Genomic DNA, 14,481 nt, shown 5'->3' with positions numbered 1-14,481 from the left:
CGCCGGCTCACGGCGGACAACGATCGTTACTTGTGGTATGATCCACGCGTTGTTTGACATTGTTGGCTAGTCGCGAAAGCCCTGCCGGGAGAAGCGCTTCCGGAGGAGCTTTATGGTTCATCGTCCGACCGCGCGGACAACCTTTACCGGACGCACGCAGATCGAACGCAGACAAGGCGGCGCACCGGATTGTTGCTGCACTGCGTCGCAGACAGGACGCAGACAATTTGCACAGACCGGGCGAAGACGGATTGCCGGGGTCCAAGACCGTGCGGCGTCCAACACAGACCGGACGCAGACGATGGTTTGTCTCTAACCCGGACAGGACCCGGACGGAACCCTGTCCACGGCAGCGCTCACGCTGAAAGACCAGCCTGGCACCCGCGCCGGGTCGTCCGCTTTGGCAAAACGCTGCTGAATCAGCGGAGTGGCGCGCCCGCAACCCGGACAGGACCCGGACGGAACCCTGTCCACGGCAGCGCTCACGCTGAAAGACCAGCCTGGCACCCGCGCCGGGTGGTCCGCTTTGGCAAAACGCTGCTGAATCAGCGGAGTGGCGCGCCCGCAACCCGGACAGGACCCGGACAAAGACAAAGAGTCGCCCACCGCCACGCGCCGCACTGCAACGCAGACCGGACGCAGACAACAACGAGAAAGGCCCTCCCGGATTGTCGCCGGAAGAGCCTGATAGATTTCAGGTTTCTCGATGATCCGCCGGCAGGCCCGTCTGTGTTCGCAAGGCCCGTCCGCGTCGGAGATTTACTCCGTCGTCAGCCGCTCCTCGATCGCGGAGTTGCGGATCGAGCGCTGGATCTTCTCGAAAGCCCGCACCTCGATCTGGCGGACGCGCTCGCGGGAGATGTTGAACTCCTTCGAGAGGTCGTCCAGCGTCGCCGGCTCTTCCTTCAGGCGCCGCTCGACCAGGATGCGGCGCTCGCGCGGATTGAGGACGCCCATCGCGCGCTCCAAGAGCTTCGAGCGGCGGCCGAACTCCTGGTCGTCGGCGAGGCGGGTCTCCTGGCTCTCGGTCTCATCGACCAGCCAGTCCTGCCATTCGCCGTCGCCGTCGATCCGGAGCGGCGCGTTCAGCGAGTGGTCGTGGCTGGAGAGGCGCCGGTTCATGTCGATGACGTCGTTCTCCGGCACGTCCAGGCGGGTCGCGATCTCCTTCACCGTCTCCGGCGGCAGGTCGCCTTCCTCGATGGCTTTGAGCTGGCCCTTCACCTTGCGCAGATTGAAGAACAGCTTCTTCTGCGCCGCGGTGGTGCCGATCTTCACCAGGCTCCAGGAATGCAGGATGTATTCTTGAATCGACGCGCGAATCCACCACATGGCGTAGGTGGCCAGGCGGAAACCGCGGTCGGGATCGAAGCGCTTCACCGCCTGCATCAGGCCGACATTGCCCTCCGAGATGATCTCGGAAATGGGCAGGCCGTAGCCGCGATAGCCCATGGCGATCTTCGCCACGAGCCTGAGGTGGCTCGTCACCATGCGATGCGCCGCCTCGGCGTCCTCATGCTCGCGGAAGCGCTTGGCGAGCATGAACTCCTCGTCGGGCTCCAGCATGGGGAACTTGCGGATCTCCGAGAGATACCGCGAGAGGCCGCTGTCGCTGCTCAGTGCTGGTAAGGTACGCAATGCTGTGGTCGCCATGTCTTCCAAATCCCCGTACTAGCTCGGCACGTCCTATCCGATTTATACGAGGATAGGTCCGTTTCCGTGCGGTGGACCATCATCCAGAGGTATACGCGGGGTATACTTGAGTGGATCAGTCAACCACTGGGTTAAAATAGGTTAACGGGCCGGCAATTCAAGGGGTGGGTCCGAATTGCCGGCCCGCTTCGCTAAGCTATTCGTCCATAAAGCAGATTTAGTTACTCAACGGCGCCAGCGAGGGACTGTTCCAGCCGGCGCAGATCCTCCGGCGATTCGGACTCCCAGCGGAGGTGCGTTCCGGTTCTCGGGTGATCGAAGCCGAGCAGGGTGGCGTGCAAGGCCTGCCGCGGGAAGGCCTCCGCGGCCTTGCGGGCCGCCGGTGACAATCGGCCACGCCGGGCCGCGGTCGGCTTGCCGTAGGTGGGATCGCCGATCAGCGGATGCCCGATCTTCGCCATATGCACCCGGATCTGGTGGGTGCGGCCGGTCTCGAGCCGGCATTCCACCAGCGCAGCGCCGAGGCCGAAGCGCTTCAACACCCGGTAATGCGTGATCGCCGGTTTGCCGCCGCGGCTCACCACCGCCATGCGTTTCCGGTCGACCGGGTGCCGGCCGATATTGCCTTCGACCGTGCCGGCGGAAGGCGCGGGCACGCCCCAGACCAGGCAGAGATAGGCGCGCTCGATATGATGCGCGGCGAAATCGGCGGAGAGCGCCTTATGCGCGGCATCGTTCTTCGCGGCGACGATCAGGCCGCTGGTATCCTTGTCGATGCGGTGCACGATGCCCGGGCGCTTCTCGCCGCCGATGCCGCTCAAGCTCTCGCCGCAATGGGCGATCAGCGCGTTGACCAGGGTGTTGTCGGGATTGCCCGGCGCCGGGTGCACCACCATGCCGGCGGGCTTGTCGATGACGATGAGGTCCTCGTCCTCGTAGACGATCTTGAGATCGATGGCCTGGCCCTGCGGCGCGGCCGGGGCGGCGGGCGGGATCTCGAGCGTGAAAACCTGGCCCGGTTTGACCCTCAGGGCCGGGTCCTTTATCGTCCCGCCGCCCAAATGGAGATGTCCCTGTTCGATCAAGGCCTTGATCCGGCTCCGCGAGAGTTCGGGCCGGGCCGCGGCCAGGGCGCGGTCCAGCCGTTCGCCGGCCTGCGCTTCGGCGATGGCGATCTCAATCCGGGTGCTTTCGGGGAGCGGTCGACTCATGGCCGCGAGACTATAGATTTCGAGGTGAGAGGCGATGGATTTTCGCAGCGACAACGTGGCCGGCGCGGCGCCGGACATCCTCCAGTCGGTGATCGACGCCAACCAGGGCACGGTCACGTCCTATGGCGCCGATCCCTATTCCGAGCGCGTCGAGCAGCGCCTCTCCGCGATCTTCGAGAAGCCGGTGAAGGCCTTCGCCGTCGCCACCGGCACCGCCTGCAACGCGCTCGCGCTTTCGGCGCTGACGCCGGCCTATGGCGCGATCCTCTGCCATGAAGAAGCGCATATCCAGCTCGACGAATGCGGCGCGCCGGAGCTCTTCAGCGGCGGCGCCAAGCTGGTGCCGATCCAGGGCGCCGGCGGCAAGCTGACGCCGGACGGCCTGCGGCATGTGCTCGAGAATACGCTGACCGGCGATCCGCACCGGGTGCAGCCGGCGGCACTCAGCCTCACCCAGGCGACCGAGGCCGGCACCTGCTATCGTCCGGCGGAGATCGCGGCGCTCACCGAGATCGCGCGCGGCCGCAAGATGCGGGTGCATATGGACGGCGCGCGCTTCGCCAACGCGGTCGCGTATCTCGGTGTCGCACCGGCCGAGGTGACCTGGAAGGCCGGCGTCGACGTGCTCTCCTTCGGCGCCACCAAGAACGGCGCGCTCGGCGCCGAGGTGGTGGTGTTCTTCGATGCCGCGCTCGCCGAGATGTTCGCGGTCCGGCGCAAGCGGGGCGGGCAGCTGCTCTCGAAGATGCGCTTCGTCTCGGCGCAGCTCGAAGCCTATCTCAAGGGCGATCGCTGGCTGGAGCTGGCGCGCCATGCCAATGCGATGGCCGCGCGCCTCGCCCAGGGGCTGCAGCGGCTGCCGCAGGTCTCGCTGGTGCATCCGGTCGAGGGCAACGAGGTCTTCGCCGTGCTGCCGCCGCAGGTGATTGCGGGCCTGCGCGCCGCCGGCTTCAATTTCTACGACTGGACCGACGGCGTGCCGGGCACGGTCCGGCTGGTTCTCGCCTTCAACACCGACCCCGCCCATGTCGAGGCCTTCGTGGCGGCGGCGACGAAGTTGGCCGCGGCGGCGGCCTGAGACGGACGCGGACCGGTTTTCCCGGTGATTTCTTCGGGTTAGCGGGCCATAGACAGGGCTTGATCCCGGCCGCAGCTTCCTCTATCAAGGCGGCCGCAACGCGCCAGGACGACCCCATCGTCTAGTGGCCTAGGACAACGCCCTCTCACGGCGTGAACAGGGGTTCAAATCCCCTTGGGGTCGCCAACTCGCATCCCGGCGGGCACCGAGCCCCCGAGCGCGTCCTCCATCGCATCGACAACCTGAAGCCAAGCTGAACAAGAATCTTGTTTCGCTTCAGTGGGTCTTCAGGTCGGGCAGCCATGTTACGGGCATCCAAACCCGACTGGAGGCCCTGGCACCATGAAGCTCCCTATCCTGATTGCCGCGCTGACCGTGACCACGATCGGCGTCGGTGCGGCGCATGCCGATGCGCGTCTTGAAACGCTGGCATCGGATTTTCAGCCGCAGACTTCGGACGAGACGCTGCTCGAACCGAACGGCTCACCGCTACCTCAAGGCAGCTTGAAGCTGGCGGAGTCCGAAAGCGATGACGACGGCGACGACGAAGACGGCGATGACGAGGACGACGGAGAGGATGATGGCGGCGCCTCCAACCGTCTCCCGACGCCCCAGAGCGGCGCGCCGGCAACCGGCCCCGCGCCGAAGAATCCGCTGATCAACGGCAATGGCCGGCCGTCGGTCGTGGTGCAGTGAGTTCCGCTGCATCGTCCGACGCATTTCGACTTTCTGTGACAGGAGAAGACAAATGAAGAAGCTCGTGACTGCGCTCACGCTCGCCGCCGCGCTTGGCCTTCCGTCGCTGGCCGAAGCCCGCGAGATCACCTTCACTACCAAGTTGAAGCCCTATGGCGGGGCCGGCGCCTATGTCGCGCTCTACGTGACCGACGGAAATGGCCAGTACCAGGGCACGCTCTGGATGGCCGGCGGCAAGTCGAAATACTACCGCCATCTCAGCGACTGGAAGCGCGCCACCCAGGGCGATCTCGCGCAGATCGACGGCATCACCGGCGCCAGCGTCGGCAGCGGCAAGACGCTGACCGTGAAGCTCGATCTTGCTGATGCGTTGATCGACGCCGGCTACCAGATCCGGATCGACGCCGCCGTGGAGGACATGGGGGATAGCCCGAGCGAGATCGTCGTGCCGCTGGATTCGAAGGCGGCCGGCCAGCCCGCTGCCGGGCGCGGCTATGTCGAGACCTTCAGCTATTCCATGTGAGCGCGCGACGGAGGGCGAGCATGCTGCGCCAGATTCACTCCCTGCCGGGCTTGATCGCCGCCATCCTGGTGTCGCTGCTCGCTTTGACCGGGGCGATCCTGTCGATCAACCCTGCGCTCGAGCGGGCCAGTGCGTCGGTGCCGGCGACCGGCGAGATCAGCGTTGCGGCCCTGGCCGGCCGCGTCGCCGCGCACTATCCGGAAGCGGAGCGGATCGTCCGCAAGGCCTCGGGCCAGGTCATCGTCTATTATTCCGGCGCCGGAGCGCCCAAAGCCGATGTCGTCGATCCATGGAGCGGCACCGCGCTCGGTCCCTATGCGCCATCCAAGTTCACCCGCTGGGTGACGGATCTGCATCGGTCCTTGCTGCTGGGCGACAACGGCCGGCTCGTCGCCGGGCTGGGCGCAATGGCCATGCTGGTGCTCGGCGTTTCCGGCGGCATCATGCTGGCGCAGCGCCTGGGCGGCTGGCGACGCGTGGTTGGGCGCATCCGGGGTTCCGGCACGCAGCGCTTTCATGCCGAAGCCGGCCGCTTCGCCGTCCTGGCCTTGCTCCTCACCGCGCTCACCGGCAGCTATATGTCGCTGGTCACGCTCGGGATCGTCCCCGACGGGATGAGCGATGAAGCCGCCTTCCCATCCGCGGTGAACGGCGGCAAGCCCAGCCCCGTGGCCGATCTCGCGGCGCTCAAGACGATCGACCTCACGGACCTCCGGGAGCTGACCTTCCCCGATCCGACCGATCCGACCGATGCCTACGCGCTGACGACGGCCGAGGGCGCGGGCTATGTCGATGCGGCGACCGGAGAGATGCTGAGCTACCTGCCGCACAATCTTGCACGACGGGTCTATGAAGCGGTCTACCGGCTGCATACCGGCGAGGGGATGTGGTGGCTGGGACTCGTGCTTGGGGCAGCGGCGCTGACGGTCCCGGCGATGACCGGCACCGGGATCCTGGTCTGGCTGCGGCGGCGGCAGGCAACGCCGCGGATCCGCGGCAACGCCCAGCCGGCCGTGGCGGATACGATCATCCTGGTCGGCAGCGAAGGCAACAGCACCTGGGGCTTCGCGGCCACGCTGCATGCCGCGCTGACCGCGGCCGGGCACCGGGTCCATACCGCGCCGATGAACCGGCTGCAGGCGGGCTATCGCAGCGCGAGGCGCATGCTGATTCTCACCGCAACCTACGGCGATGGTGCGGCGCCCGCCTCGGCCCGCCAGTTCCTCGCGCGGCTGAAGAGCCTCGATGCCCCACAGAATCTTCCGGTGGCGGTGCTGGGATTCGGCGACCGTCAGTTCCCGCAGTTCTGCCAGTTCGCGATGGATGTCGAGGCGGCGCTCGCGGCGCAGGGCTGGCCCCGGCTCCATGCACTGCAGACCATCGACCGCCAGTGCGTGCAATCCTTCGCGCGCTGGGGCGCCGAGATCGGGAGATGCATCGGCACGCCCTTGAAGCTCGCGCACACAGTCTCACGGCCCCGTACTTTGTCGCTGGAGCTGATCGAGCGAAACGACTATGGCGCGGAGGTGCAGGCGCCGACCGCGGTTCTGCGGCTCAAGGCTGCCGGCGGCCGGCTGCCCCGGTTCGAGGCGGGCGATCTCCTGGGCGTCGTGCCGCCCGGCAGCACGCTGCCGCGCTTCTACTCGATCGCCTCTTCGTCACGCGACGGGATCCTGGAAATCTGCGTTCGCAAGCACCCCGGCGGGCTCTGCTCCGGCCTGCTGCACGACCTTGTGCCGGGCGATACGGTCGATGGCTTCATCCGCGTCAATCCCGCCTTCCGGCCGGCGGCGGGCAAAGCGCCGGTCATCCTGATCGGCGCCGGAACCGGCATCGGCCCGCTGGCCGGGCTGATCAGGGCCAACCATCGTCGGCGCCCGATGCATCTCTACTTCGGCGCGCGCGATCCGGGCTCCGATTATCTCTATCAGTCGGATCTGAATATCTGGCGCGAGGACAGGCGCTTGACCCGGCTCACGACCGCCTTCTCGCGGGCGATGGACCGCGCCTATGTGCAGGACCGGGTCGCGGCCGACGCCGAGGAGATCCGGGCCCTGGTGGCTCGCGGCGCGCAGATCATCGTCTGCGGCGGACGGCAGATGGCGCAAGGTCTGGGGCTGGTGCTCGAGGAGGTGCTGGCGCCGCTCGGCCTGGACACGCGCGCTCTGAAGGCACAGGGACGCTATGCCGAAGATGTCTACTGAAGCGCTGCAACCGCATCCGCCCGCCGATCACGCGCTCAGCGGCGAGACGATGGGAACCCGCTGGTCGGCCCGGTTCTTCGCCGAGGGCGCGCACCAGGACTTGGTCAGAGCGGCGCTGTCGTCGGCGGTCGAGGCGGTGGATCGCCAGATGTCGAACTGGAAAGCGGACTCCGATCTGTCGCGTATCAACGCAGCGCCGGTCGGGGAATGGATCAAGCTGCCGGCGGAACTGGCGATCGTCATCGGCGAAGCCCTGCGCATCGGCCGCGAGTCCGACGGCGCCTTCGACATCGCGGTCGGCGACGCGGTGAATGCCTGGGGCTTTGGCCCGGAAGGGCCGAGCCAACGACCGGTCGCCGACCTCGGCTCAGTGCAGGCGCGCAGCGCGGCGCTCAGCGCCCTCGAGTTCGATGAATCCGGCTTGTGTCTCCGCAAGCGCGCGCCGGTGAGCCTCGATTTGTGCGGCATCGCCAAGGGCTTCGGTGTGGACGAACTCGCCCGCTGCCTGGAGCGGTTTGGCATCACCGCCTACCTGGTCGGCATCGACGGCGAGTTGCGCGCGCGCGGCCGCAAGCCGGATGGGTCGGCATGGAACGTGGCGATCGAGCGTCCCGACTACGCGACACGCGACATCATGGGTGTGCTGGAACTCGCGGACCAGGCGATCGCAACCTCCGGCGACTACCGCCACTGGGTCGAGGTCGCCGGCGCAAAGCTCTCGCACACGATCGATCCCCGGACCGGCGCGCCGTTGCGCAATCGCGTCGCGTCGGTGACCGTGCTCGCGCGCAATTGCATGGAAGCGGACGCCTGGGCGACCGCGCTGATGGTCATGGGCGAGCAGGCGGGTCCCGAGTTCGCGCGAGCGCGCGGGATTGATGCGCTGTTCGCCATCCGCGACGGCTCGCAGCTGGTGGTACGGGGTCTGGGATGGTTTGCGCAGCAATCGGCATGATTGCTGTGCGGTATGGTTAAGTTAGGCCGACCCCGGCTTGACTCGGCGGAGCGGGGCATACTTCAATAACTCGCGGAAGAGTGGTTCTGCCGGCGGATTTGCAGGGATCCGTTGAAGGGCAGGCAAGGGGGAACAATGCGCGCGAAGTTTTCGGCACGCAGCCTGATGTTGGCGGTTGCGTGCCTCAGCGCCTTCGAGGCCGGATGCACCAGCGATGGCGGGGTGATCGGCATGGCACCTGCGGGGTCCAGCAGCACGCCGCGCGCGAGCAGCAGCGCCAACGACAATGTCTCGGACACGACCGCGGCCGTGGTCTCGGGCAACTTCAAGCCGTTGATCAGCAAGTCGGGCGTCTCCGCCTGCATGGCGATCTCGGAAAACGACGTGCCGACCAATTACTGGGAGACGGTCGCGTTGGGCGCCGCGGTCGGCACCGTGCTGCTGGCGGTGCTCGGTGCCGCGGCGGGCGCGGTACTCTCCGGCGGGCGGGCCGATGGTGCCGCCTATGGCGCGGCGGCGGGTGCGGCGGTGGGTCTCGGCCTCGGCTCGGCCGACGGTGCGGCGACCGCGGAGCAGAAGCAGAATTATGCGGTACAGCTTGCACGCTATGAATGCCAGACCCAGGCCGCCGAGATCGAGAATGCCAGCCTGCGCGGCACCGGCGACCGGCTGAAGAGCTCGGTCGCGAGTCTCACTGGGCAGCTCGATCAGCTCGAGGCGGATTACGCCAACAAGCGCATGAACCGGGTTCAAGCGCAGAAGGAGCTGAACGACATCGACGACGCCGCCGCGGACCTCAAACGCCGGATTGCCGGCCTGAAGGAGGGCGCGACCCAGTTCCGGCAATATGCCGCCTCGACCGAGAGCATGGCGCAGGGCGTGCAGATGGCGCTGGATGACGCGCGTGCCGGCGTGCTGGAGCGCGAGATCACCGAAATGGAGACCCGCTACACCGCGCTCGAACAGCAGTACGCCGAGCTGGTCGAGCGCCGCAAAGCGGTGGTGCTGCAGTGAGCGAGGAGGGTGCGACGGTGGACCCGTCGCACCCGGCGCCGCCGTTCAAGCCGCTGTCTGATACCGTTTCGCCGCGTGCTCCTGGCGGAAACCCGGCAGCATCGCCTTGCGCGCATCGTCGAAGGCCTGCCACTGCGCGGCGTCCGGCAGGGGCGGGATGGTGACGGGCTCCTTGCGGTCGAAGCCGACCAGGGCCGCGTCCACCATCTCATCAACCTCCATCATGCCGGGAATCGCGTCCACGTCCTTGCCGGACTTGGCCCAGATGTCGGTGCGGGTTGCCGCCGGCAGCACCGCCTGCACATAGACACCCTTCGGCCCGAGCTCCAGCTGCAGGCCTTGGCTCAGGAAGATCACGAAGGCCTTGGTCGCGCCGTAGACCGAGGAGCCGAGCTCCGGGGCGAGGCCGACCACCGAGCCGATGTTGATGATGGCACCTTTGCCTTCCGCGACGAAACGCGGTGCCGCGGCGCCGGCGAGGCGCGTGACGGCGATCGTATTGAGGCCGATCAACTGGGCGGTCGCAGCGGTGCTTTGCTCGATGAAGGTGCCGGCGAGGCTGGCGCCCGCATTGTTCACCAGGATGCCGATCCGGCTGTCGGCGCGGAGCAGATCCTCGACTTTGCCGAGCTGCGCCGTGTCGGTGAGATCGGCCTGCAGGATATCGACCGCAACGCCCGTCGCCTTGCGCAATCGCTCGGCCAAGGCCTCCAGCTTGCCGCGGTCGCGCGCCACCAGGACGAGGTCATGACCGCGCTTGGCGAAACGATCGGCATAGGCGGCGCCGATCCCGGTCGAAGCGCCGGTGATGAGAACGGTGGGCTTATCGGCTGAGGGTCTGGACATCGAGCTCTCCTGCGTGGCGGGTTGGGTATTCATGATAGTTATCATATATGGTGGAAGATGATCGTGATCATGTAAACTGTCAAGCGAGCAACCTGGGCTGCAGTGGAGAATGCGATGCGGGTCACACGCGAGCAGATGGCGGAGCACCGCCGGAAGATCCTGGAATCAGCTGGAAAACTGTTCCGGGCCAAGGGGTTCGAGGCGGTCACCGTGGCCGAGGTGATGCAGGCCGCCGGCCTGACCCATGGCGGCTTCTACGGACATTTCAAATCCAAGGACGACCTCATCGCCGCCACCCTTACCCAGGCCTTGAAGCCACCGGGGGAGAGCACGACCGATCTCGCCGGCTTCACCAAGCGCTATCTATCGCCGCGGCATCGCGACGATCTTGCCGGCGGCTGCTCGACCGCCGGCCTGGCCGCCGAGACGATCCGGCAGGCCCCCGCGGTGCGGCGCGCGATGACCGCCGGTTTGAGCGAGACGATCGAGCGCATGAGCCGTCAGGCCGCGGGCGAGACCGCTGCCGAGCGTCGCCGCCATGCAATCGGCCAATGGGCGGCCATGGTGGGGGCGATGGTGCTGGCGCGTTCGAGCGACGACCTCAAACTTTCGGATGAGATCCTGCGCGAGACGCAAGCTTGGTTGGCGGCCGGGAACAGCCGGGAAAGAAGCCGGCGGGCGACAAAGGGCCAAGGTGACCAGAGGCGCCTTTAGAGCGTGCGATTGCCGGCCCGCTGCTGAAGGCGCCTGATCCACAATTCGCCGTCCGGGCTATCCGGGGCGATCGGCGCCGGCAGGGGGCGCTGTTGCAGGCGCTCGATCCAGCGCACTTCGTCTTTGTCGGCGGGCTCGGTCGGGGGCTGGGCGGTGCCAAGAGCGCGCTGCATTGCCTTTCACTCCCTTCGCAAAAGAACAATGCCCGGCGACCGCGGGTGGGGGCGGCGCCGGGCGAGTGGTCTCGAGATATGCGGTTCTTCGCGCGAACCGTCGTGCAGTTTCGTCAGGCGTTGCCCGCCGGGGCGCCGCCGACGGCGGCCCAGCCGAGCTCATGGTCGATATAGGTCAACAGGCCCAGAGCCGAGAACAGCGACTGGCTCTCGCCCGCCAGATCCGCCGCCGCCTCGGCAAGGGAGCGGATCTGATCCGGCTCGCCGAAATCGGCGCAGGCATAGGCCATCACCGCCGGCTCGGCCTCGAGATAGGTCTGCACCAGGCGCCGACGGTCGGCGATCCAGCCATAGCTGGCACCCAGGGTCGCGACCTCGCCGAGATCGGAATTGGCGTGCTGCAGCCGATCGCTCAGTGCGTTGCCGGCCCTGGCATAGGCGGCGCTCAGCGCCTGCAGCGCGCGCCGGAACCCCTGCGTCTCCGCCACGTGGCGCACCGAAATCCCAATCGGGCTCAACCGTGATTCGGCCTTCTCGGTCGTCTCGCCCGTCACCGTCCTGAACATCTGCATAACGTCCGCCCCTCCTCGCTCGCCCGGTGCGGGCAACGACCCCGCGTCGTTTTCTCCCGCCTGACCAGCAGAGCAAGGCGCCCGTGACTGGGGCGTGAAATGGCTGGCGATTAACACGTTATTGACTGGAATCAACGGATTATAGGCAACTAGGAAACAAGTCTAAGAAGCAAAGCTGTATGAAGGCAGCGGTGGCTTCGGAGACGGCGGCTGCGGCCGACCGGCCGCAACGCCCGGCGCTGTATACCGTTGCGGCGCGGGATCCCCTCGGTATTGACAAGGCATCGCCCCCCGATCATTCGAGAGTGATGGGGACTGAAATTCCGCCCGGATCCGCGGATTCGAAGATCGAATCGACCAAGGTAGAGGTGCGGCTGTTCGGGCCGCCGCGCTTCGTGGTGGGTGGCGAGGTGCAGTCGCTGCCGGACAAGGCCTTCGTCCTGCTGGCGATCCTGGCAGTCTCCGAGAACAAGTCCGCGAGCCGCAGCCAGATCCGCTCGATCCTGTGGGGTGATTTCGACCGCGAGAAGGCCAACGCCAATCTCCGGCAGCTGATCGCCCGCATCTTGAAGTTCGGCCAGAAGTTCGACCTGACTCTGCTCGACATCCGCGGCGACATGGTCAGCATCAACGAAGCGGCCGTCACCGTCGACTACGGCGCCTTCATGGCGCTGCAGCGCGGCGGCATCGACAAGCTGCCCGCCGCGCAGCGCTGCGAGGCCCTGCTGGCGCTCTGGACCGGGCGGCTGCTCGACGGCTTCGGCTTCGACGAAGCCGCGGTCGATGACTGGATGGAGGCCAACCGCGAGGAAATGCGCGACCGCTTCGTCGATGCGGCACGCGCCGCGCTCGACGAAGCGACCGATCCCGAAAGCGCCGACGCGGCCTGGCGCCTCGCCCTCAAGGTGCTGGACGTCGACCGCACGGAAGAGGCCGCCTATCGCGCGATGATGCGGATCTGCGCCGCGAAGGGGGACAGGGGCTTCGCGCTGAGGATCTTCGGGCGCTGCAAGCGCACGATGGCGACCGAGCTCGGCGTCCTGCCCAGCGCCCAGACGATGGAGCTCGCGGCCGCCCTTCGCCATCGCGATGCCGATGCGCTGGAGGAAGTGGTGATCCAGCCGGCGCTGCGCGAGCGCGAGGCGCCCTTCGCGGCCAAGAAATCCGACCGGCAGATTCCGGTCGTGCTGATCCTGCCACCGATCAGCGTGGTCTCCGATGACATGACGCGAACCATGTCGCTGGGCTTCGTCGAAGACCTGACGATCGGCTTGAGCCGCTTCCGCCGCTTCGCGGTGATCGCCGCGCATTCCGGCGCCTCGGTCGCGTTCGGGACCCGCGGCCTCTCGGACGCGCTGGCGGTGCTCGATGTCGACTACGCCGTCGCCACCTCGCTGATGCCGGCGACCCATGGTCACCGGTTCGGCGTGCGGCTGACCGATGTTAGCAATTCGGAAGTGCTCTGGGCGACCGAGACCGACTTCACCTTCGCGACCTTGGGCGGCACCTTCGAGCGCGTGACCGGCCTGATCCTGCGCTCGATGGTCAACGCGATCGACGAGGCCGAGGTCAGGACCCCGATCCCGGCCGGCGAATACACCGCCTATCGCAACCTGCTGGAAGGCCGCCGCCTGCTGCACGGCAGCGACCTGCAATCGATCCGCCGTGCCCGGCGCTTGTTCAAGGAAGCGTTGACCCAGGTGCCGAACTATCCGGCGGCGGTGGTCGGACTCGCGCGCACCATGACCTATGAATGGGTGGTGCGCGGCATGGTCGAGAACGACCTCTTGAAGGAATCGGTCGATCTCGCCTCGAAGGCGGCGGCGCTCGATCCGCATGACGGCCGGGCGTTGCGCGAGCGCGGCTACGCCAATCTCTATCTCCGGCGACATGATGAATCGCTGCAGGATTTCTCCCAGGCGGTCGCGCTCAATCCCCATGACGCCGACATCCTGGAAGGCTATGCGGATTCGCTCGCCCATTCCGGCGATCCCAAGCAGGGGTTGAACCTGTTCAACCGGGCGATCGAGCTCAACCCGATTCCGCCCGACGAATACGCCTGGACCCTGGGCAGTATCTACTACCAGCTCGGCGACTACCGTGCGGCGCTCCAGGCCTTGCGGCCGGTGGAGGACAGCCCGGCCACCGCGCGCCTGCTCGCGGCCTGCACCGCGCAACTGGGCGAGCTCGAACTCGCCCGGCACTACAGCAAGGTGGTCAAAAGCGTCTATCCCGACTTCCAGGCGGAGCGGGTTCGGTCGATCGTGCCGAACCGCAATTCCGAAGACACCGAGCATTTCATCGACGGGTTGAAGCGCGCCGGACTGGGCTGAAAAAACTCGATAATTCCGCCTTTACAACCGGTCACGCACCAGTCACGCCCCTTTCGCTACCGTTCTTCCCGATTCGGGGAAGACGCGTGCCACTCAAGCGAAAGGGGATACGAGGATGTCCGACTACTTCCTGGTGGGGAATCTCGACGACGACAACGACCTCTGGTTCATCAGCAAGGCCCAGGGGACCGCGGTTCCGGTGCCAAAGAGCGCCTGGCTGAGCATCATCAGCATGTTCCAGGGCGACGCGATCGGCACCGCGTCGACCGACGAGAAGAGCAGAGACGCGCTGGCGCAAAGCGCCATCGACAACGCGAAGAAGGACACCGCAGTCTCGCGCAACGTCTTCCTGTCGTTCTCGACCAGCCAGCTCGGCAAGCTGGTCATGATCAAGCGCTCGCATCCGGTCGAGCAGCTGTTCTTGAACAAGGATCCGCTGGCGCCGCTCATTCAGGACTTCGTGGATAGAGGGAAGTATTGACGACTGAACGAACACCTTCGCGAGGAGA

At 66.7% G+C, this 14,481-nt stretch carries 14 protein-coding genes and 1 tRNA gene; 10 read left to right on the top strand and 5 right to left on the bottom strand.

What is annotated here, in order from left to right; all coding sequences use genetic code 11:
- Positions 1-759 precede the first annotated feature (759 nt).
- Both rpoH and ACYQ4T_RS09490 read right to left on the bottom strand, forming a co-directional pair.
- Entirely contained in the window at positions 760-1,653 is an 894-nt protein-coding gene (gene rpoH / locus ACYQ4T_RS09495; protein WP_459853011.1) for an RNA polymerase sigma factor RpoH, read from the bottom strand.
- A gap of 221 nt (positions 1,654-1,874) precedes the next feature.
- On the bottom strand, positions 1,875-2,864 hold the full coding sequence (locus ACYQ4T_RS09490) for an RluA family pseudouridine synthase (protein ID WP_459853009.1): 990 nt from the start codon (positions 2,862-2,864) through the stop codon (positions 1,875-1,877).
- A gap of 34 nt (positions 2,865-2,898) precedes the next feature.
- Between ACYQ4T_RS09490 and ACYQ4T_RS09485 the strand changes: the two genes are divergently transcribed.
- The 7 genes from ACYQ4T_RS09485 (at position 2,899) to ACYQ4T_RS09455 (ending at position 9,334) form a co-directional block, all read left to right on the top strand.
- Entirely contained in the window at positions 2,899-3,942 is a 1,044-nt protein-coding gene (locus tag ACYQ4T_RS09485; RefSeq protein ID WP_459853007.1) for a threonine aldolase family protein, read from the top strand.
- A gap of 110 nt (positions 3,943-4,052) precedes the next feature.
- Positions 4,053-4,128, top strand: a tRNA-Glu gene (locus tag ACYQ4T_RS09480).
- 156 nt (positions 4,129-4,284) lie between these two features.
- The gene (locus ACYQ4T_RS09475) at positions 4,285-4,638 is read left to right on the top strand and encodes a hypothetical protein (protein ID WP_459853005.1); all 354 of its coding nucleotides are present in this window, start codon (positions 4,285-4,287) and stop codon (positions 4,636-4,638) included.
- 52 nt (positions 4,639-4,690) lie between these two features.
- A complete protein-coding gene (locus ACYQ4T_RS09470) occupies positions 4,691-5,161 on the top strand; it encodes a DUF2271 domain-containing protein (protein ID WP_459853003.1) in 471 nt (156 codons plus the stop codon).
- 20 nt (positions 5,162-5,181) lie between these two features.
- Positions 5,182-7,365 carry a PepSY domain-containing protein gene (locus ACYQ4T_RS09465; protein WP_459853000.1) on the top strand — a complete coding sequence of 728 codons (2,184 nt, stop codon included), beginning with the start codon at positions 5,182-5,184 and terminating at the stop codon, positions 7,363-7,365.
- Positions 7,346-8,320 (top strand): FAD:protein FMN transferase, encoded by a 975-nt coding sequence (locus ACYQ4T_RS09460; RefSeq protein WP_459852998.1) that lies wholly within the window; start codon positions 7,346-7,348, stop codon positions 8,318-8,320. Before ACYQ4T_RS09465 ends, ACYQ4T_RS09460 begins: the two co-directional genes overlap by 20 nt.
- 135 nt (positions 8,321-8,455) lie before the next feature.
- On the top strand, positions 8,456-9,334 hold the full coding sequence (locus ACYQ4T_RS09455) for a zinc ribbon domain-containing protein (protein ID WP_459852996.1): 879 nt from the start codon (positions 8,456-8,458) through the stop codon (positions 9,332-9,334).
- A 45-nt stretch (positions 9,335-9,379) separates the two neighbouring features.
- Here ACYQ4T_RS09455 and ACYQ4T_RS09450 read toward each other — a convergent pair whose 3' ends face one another.
- Positions 9,380-10,180 (bottom strand): SDR family NAD(P)-dependent oxidoreductase, encoded by an 801-nt coding sequence (locus tag ACYQ4T_RS09450; protein WP_459852993.1) that lies wholly within the window; start codon positions 10,178-10,180, stop codon positions 9,380-9,382.
- Between the two features lie 114 nt (positions 10,181-10,294).
- On the opposite strand from ACYQ4T_RS09450, the gene ACYQ4T_RS09445 reads away from it, so the two are divergent.
- On the top strand, positions 10,295-10,894 hold the full coding sequence (locus tag ACYQ4T_RS09445; RefSeq protein WP_459852991.1) for a TetR/AcrR family transcriptional regulator: 600 nt from the start codon (positions 10,295-10,297) through the stop codon (positions 10,892-10,894).
- Here ACYQ4T_RS09445 and ACYQ4T_RS09440 read toward each other — a convergent pair.
- Together ACYQ4T_RS09440 and ACYQ4T_RS09435 are read right to left on the bottom strand one after the other, a co-directional pair.
- Positions 10,891-11,067, bottom strand: coding sequence for a hypothetical protein (locus ACYQ4T_RS09440; RefSeq protein WP_459852989.1), 177 nt, complete (start codon positions 11,065-11,067; stop codon positions 10,891-10,893). The two genes, ACYQ4T_RS09445 and ACYQ4T_RS09440, sit on opposite strands and share 4 nt — an antisense overlap.
- A gap of 113 nt (positions 11,068-11,180) precedes the next feature.
- Positions 11,181-11,639: a hypothetical protein gene (locus ACYQ4T_RS09435; RefSeq protein WP_459852987.1), complete on the bottom strand. Its 459-nt coding sequence runs from the start codon at positions 11,637-11,639 to the stop codon at positions 11,181-11,183.
- Between the two features lie 308 nt (positions 11,640-11,947).
- Between ACYQ4T_RS09435 and ACYQ4T_RS09430 the strand changes: the two genes are divergently transcribed.
- The gene (locus ACYQ4T_RS09430) at positions 11,948-13,972 is read left to right on the top strand and encodes a BTAD domain-containing putative transcriptional regulator (protein ID WP_459852984.1); all 2,025 of its coding nucleotides are present in this window, start codon (positions 11,948-11,950) and stop codon (positions 13,970-13,972) included.
- 115 nt (positions 13,973-14,087) lie between these two features.
- Positions 14,088-14,453 carry a hypothetical protein gene (locus ACYQ4T_RS09425; RefSeq protein WP_459852981.1) on the top strand — a complete coding sequence of 122 codons (366 nt, stop codon included), beginning with the start codon at positions 14,088-14,090 and terminating at the stop codon, positions 14,451-14,453.
- Positions 14,454-14,481 lie beyond the last annotated feature (28 nt).

It is taken from the genome of Dongia sp. agr-C8, from assembly GCF_054658695.1.
The sequence above is the reverse complement of the archived record's forward strand: the minus strand, read 5'-3'. Positions and strand labels throughout refer to the sequence as shown.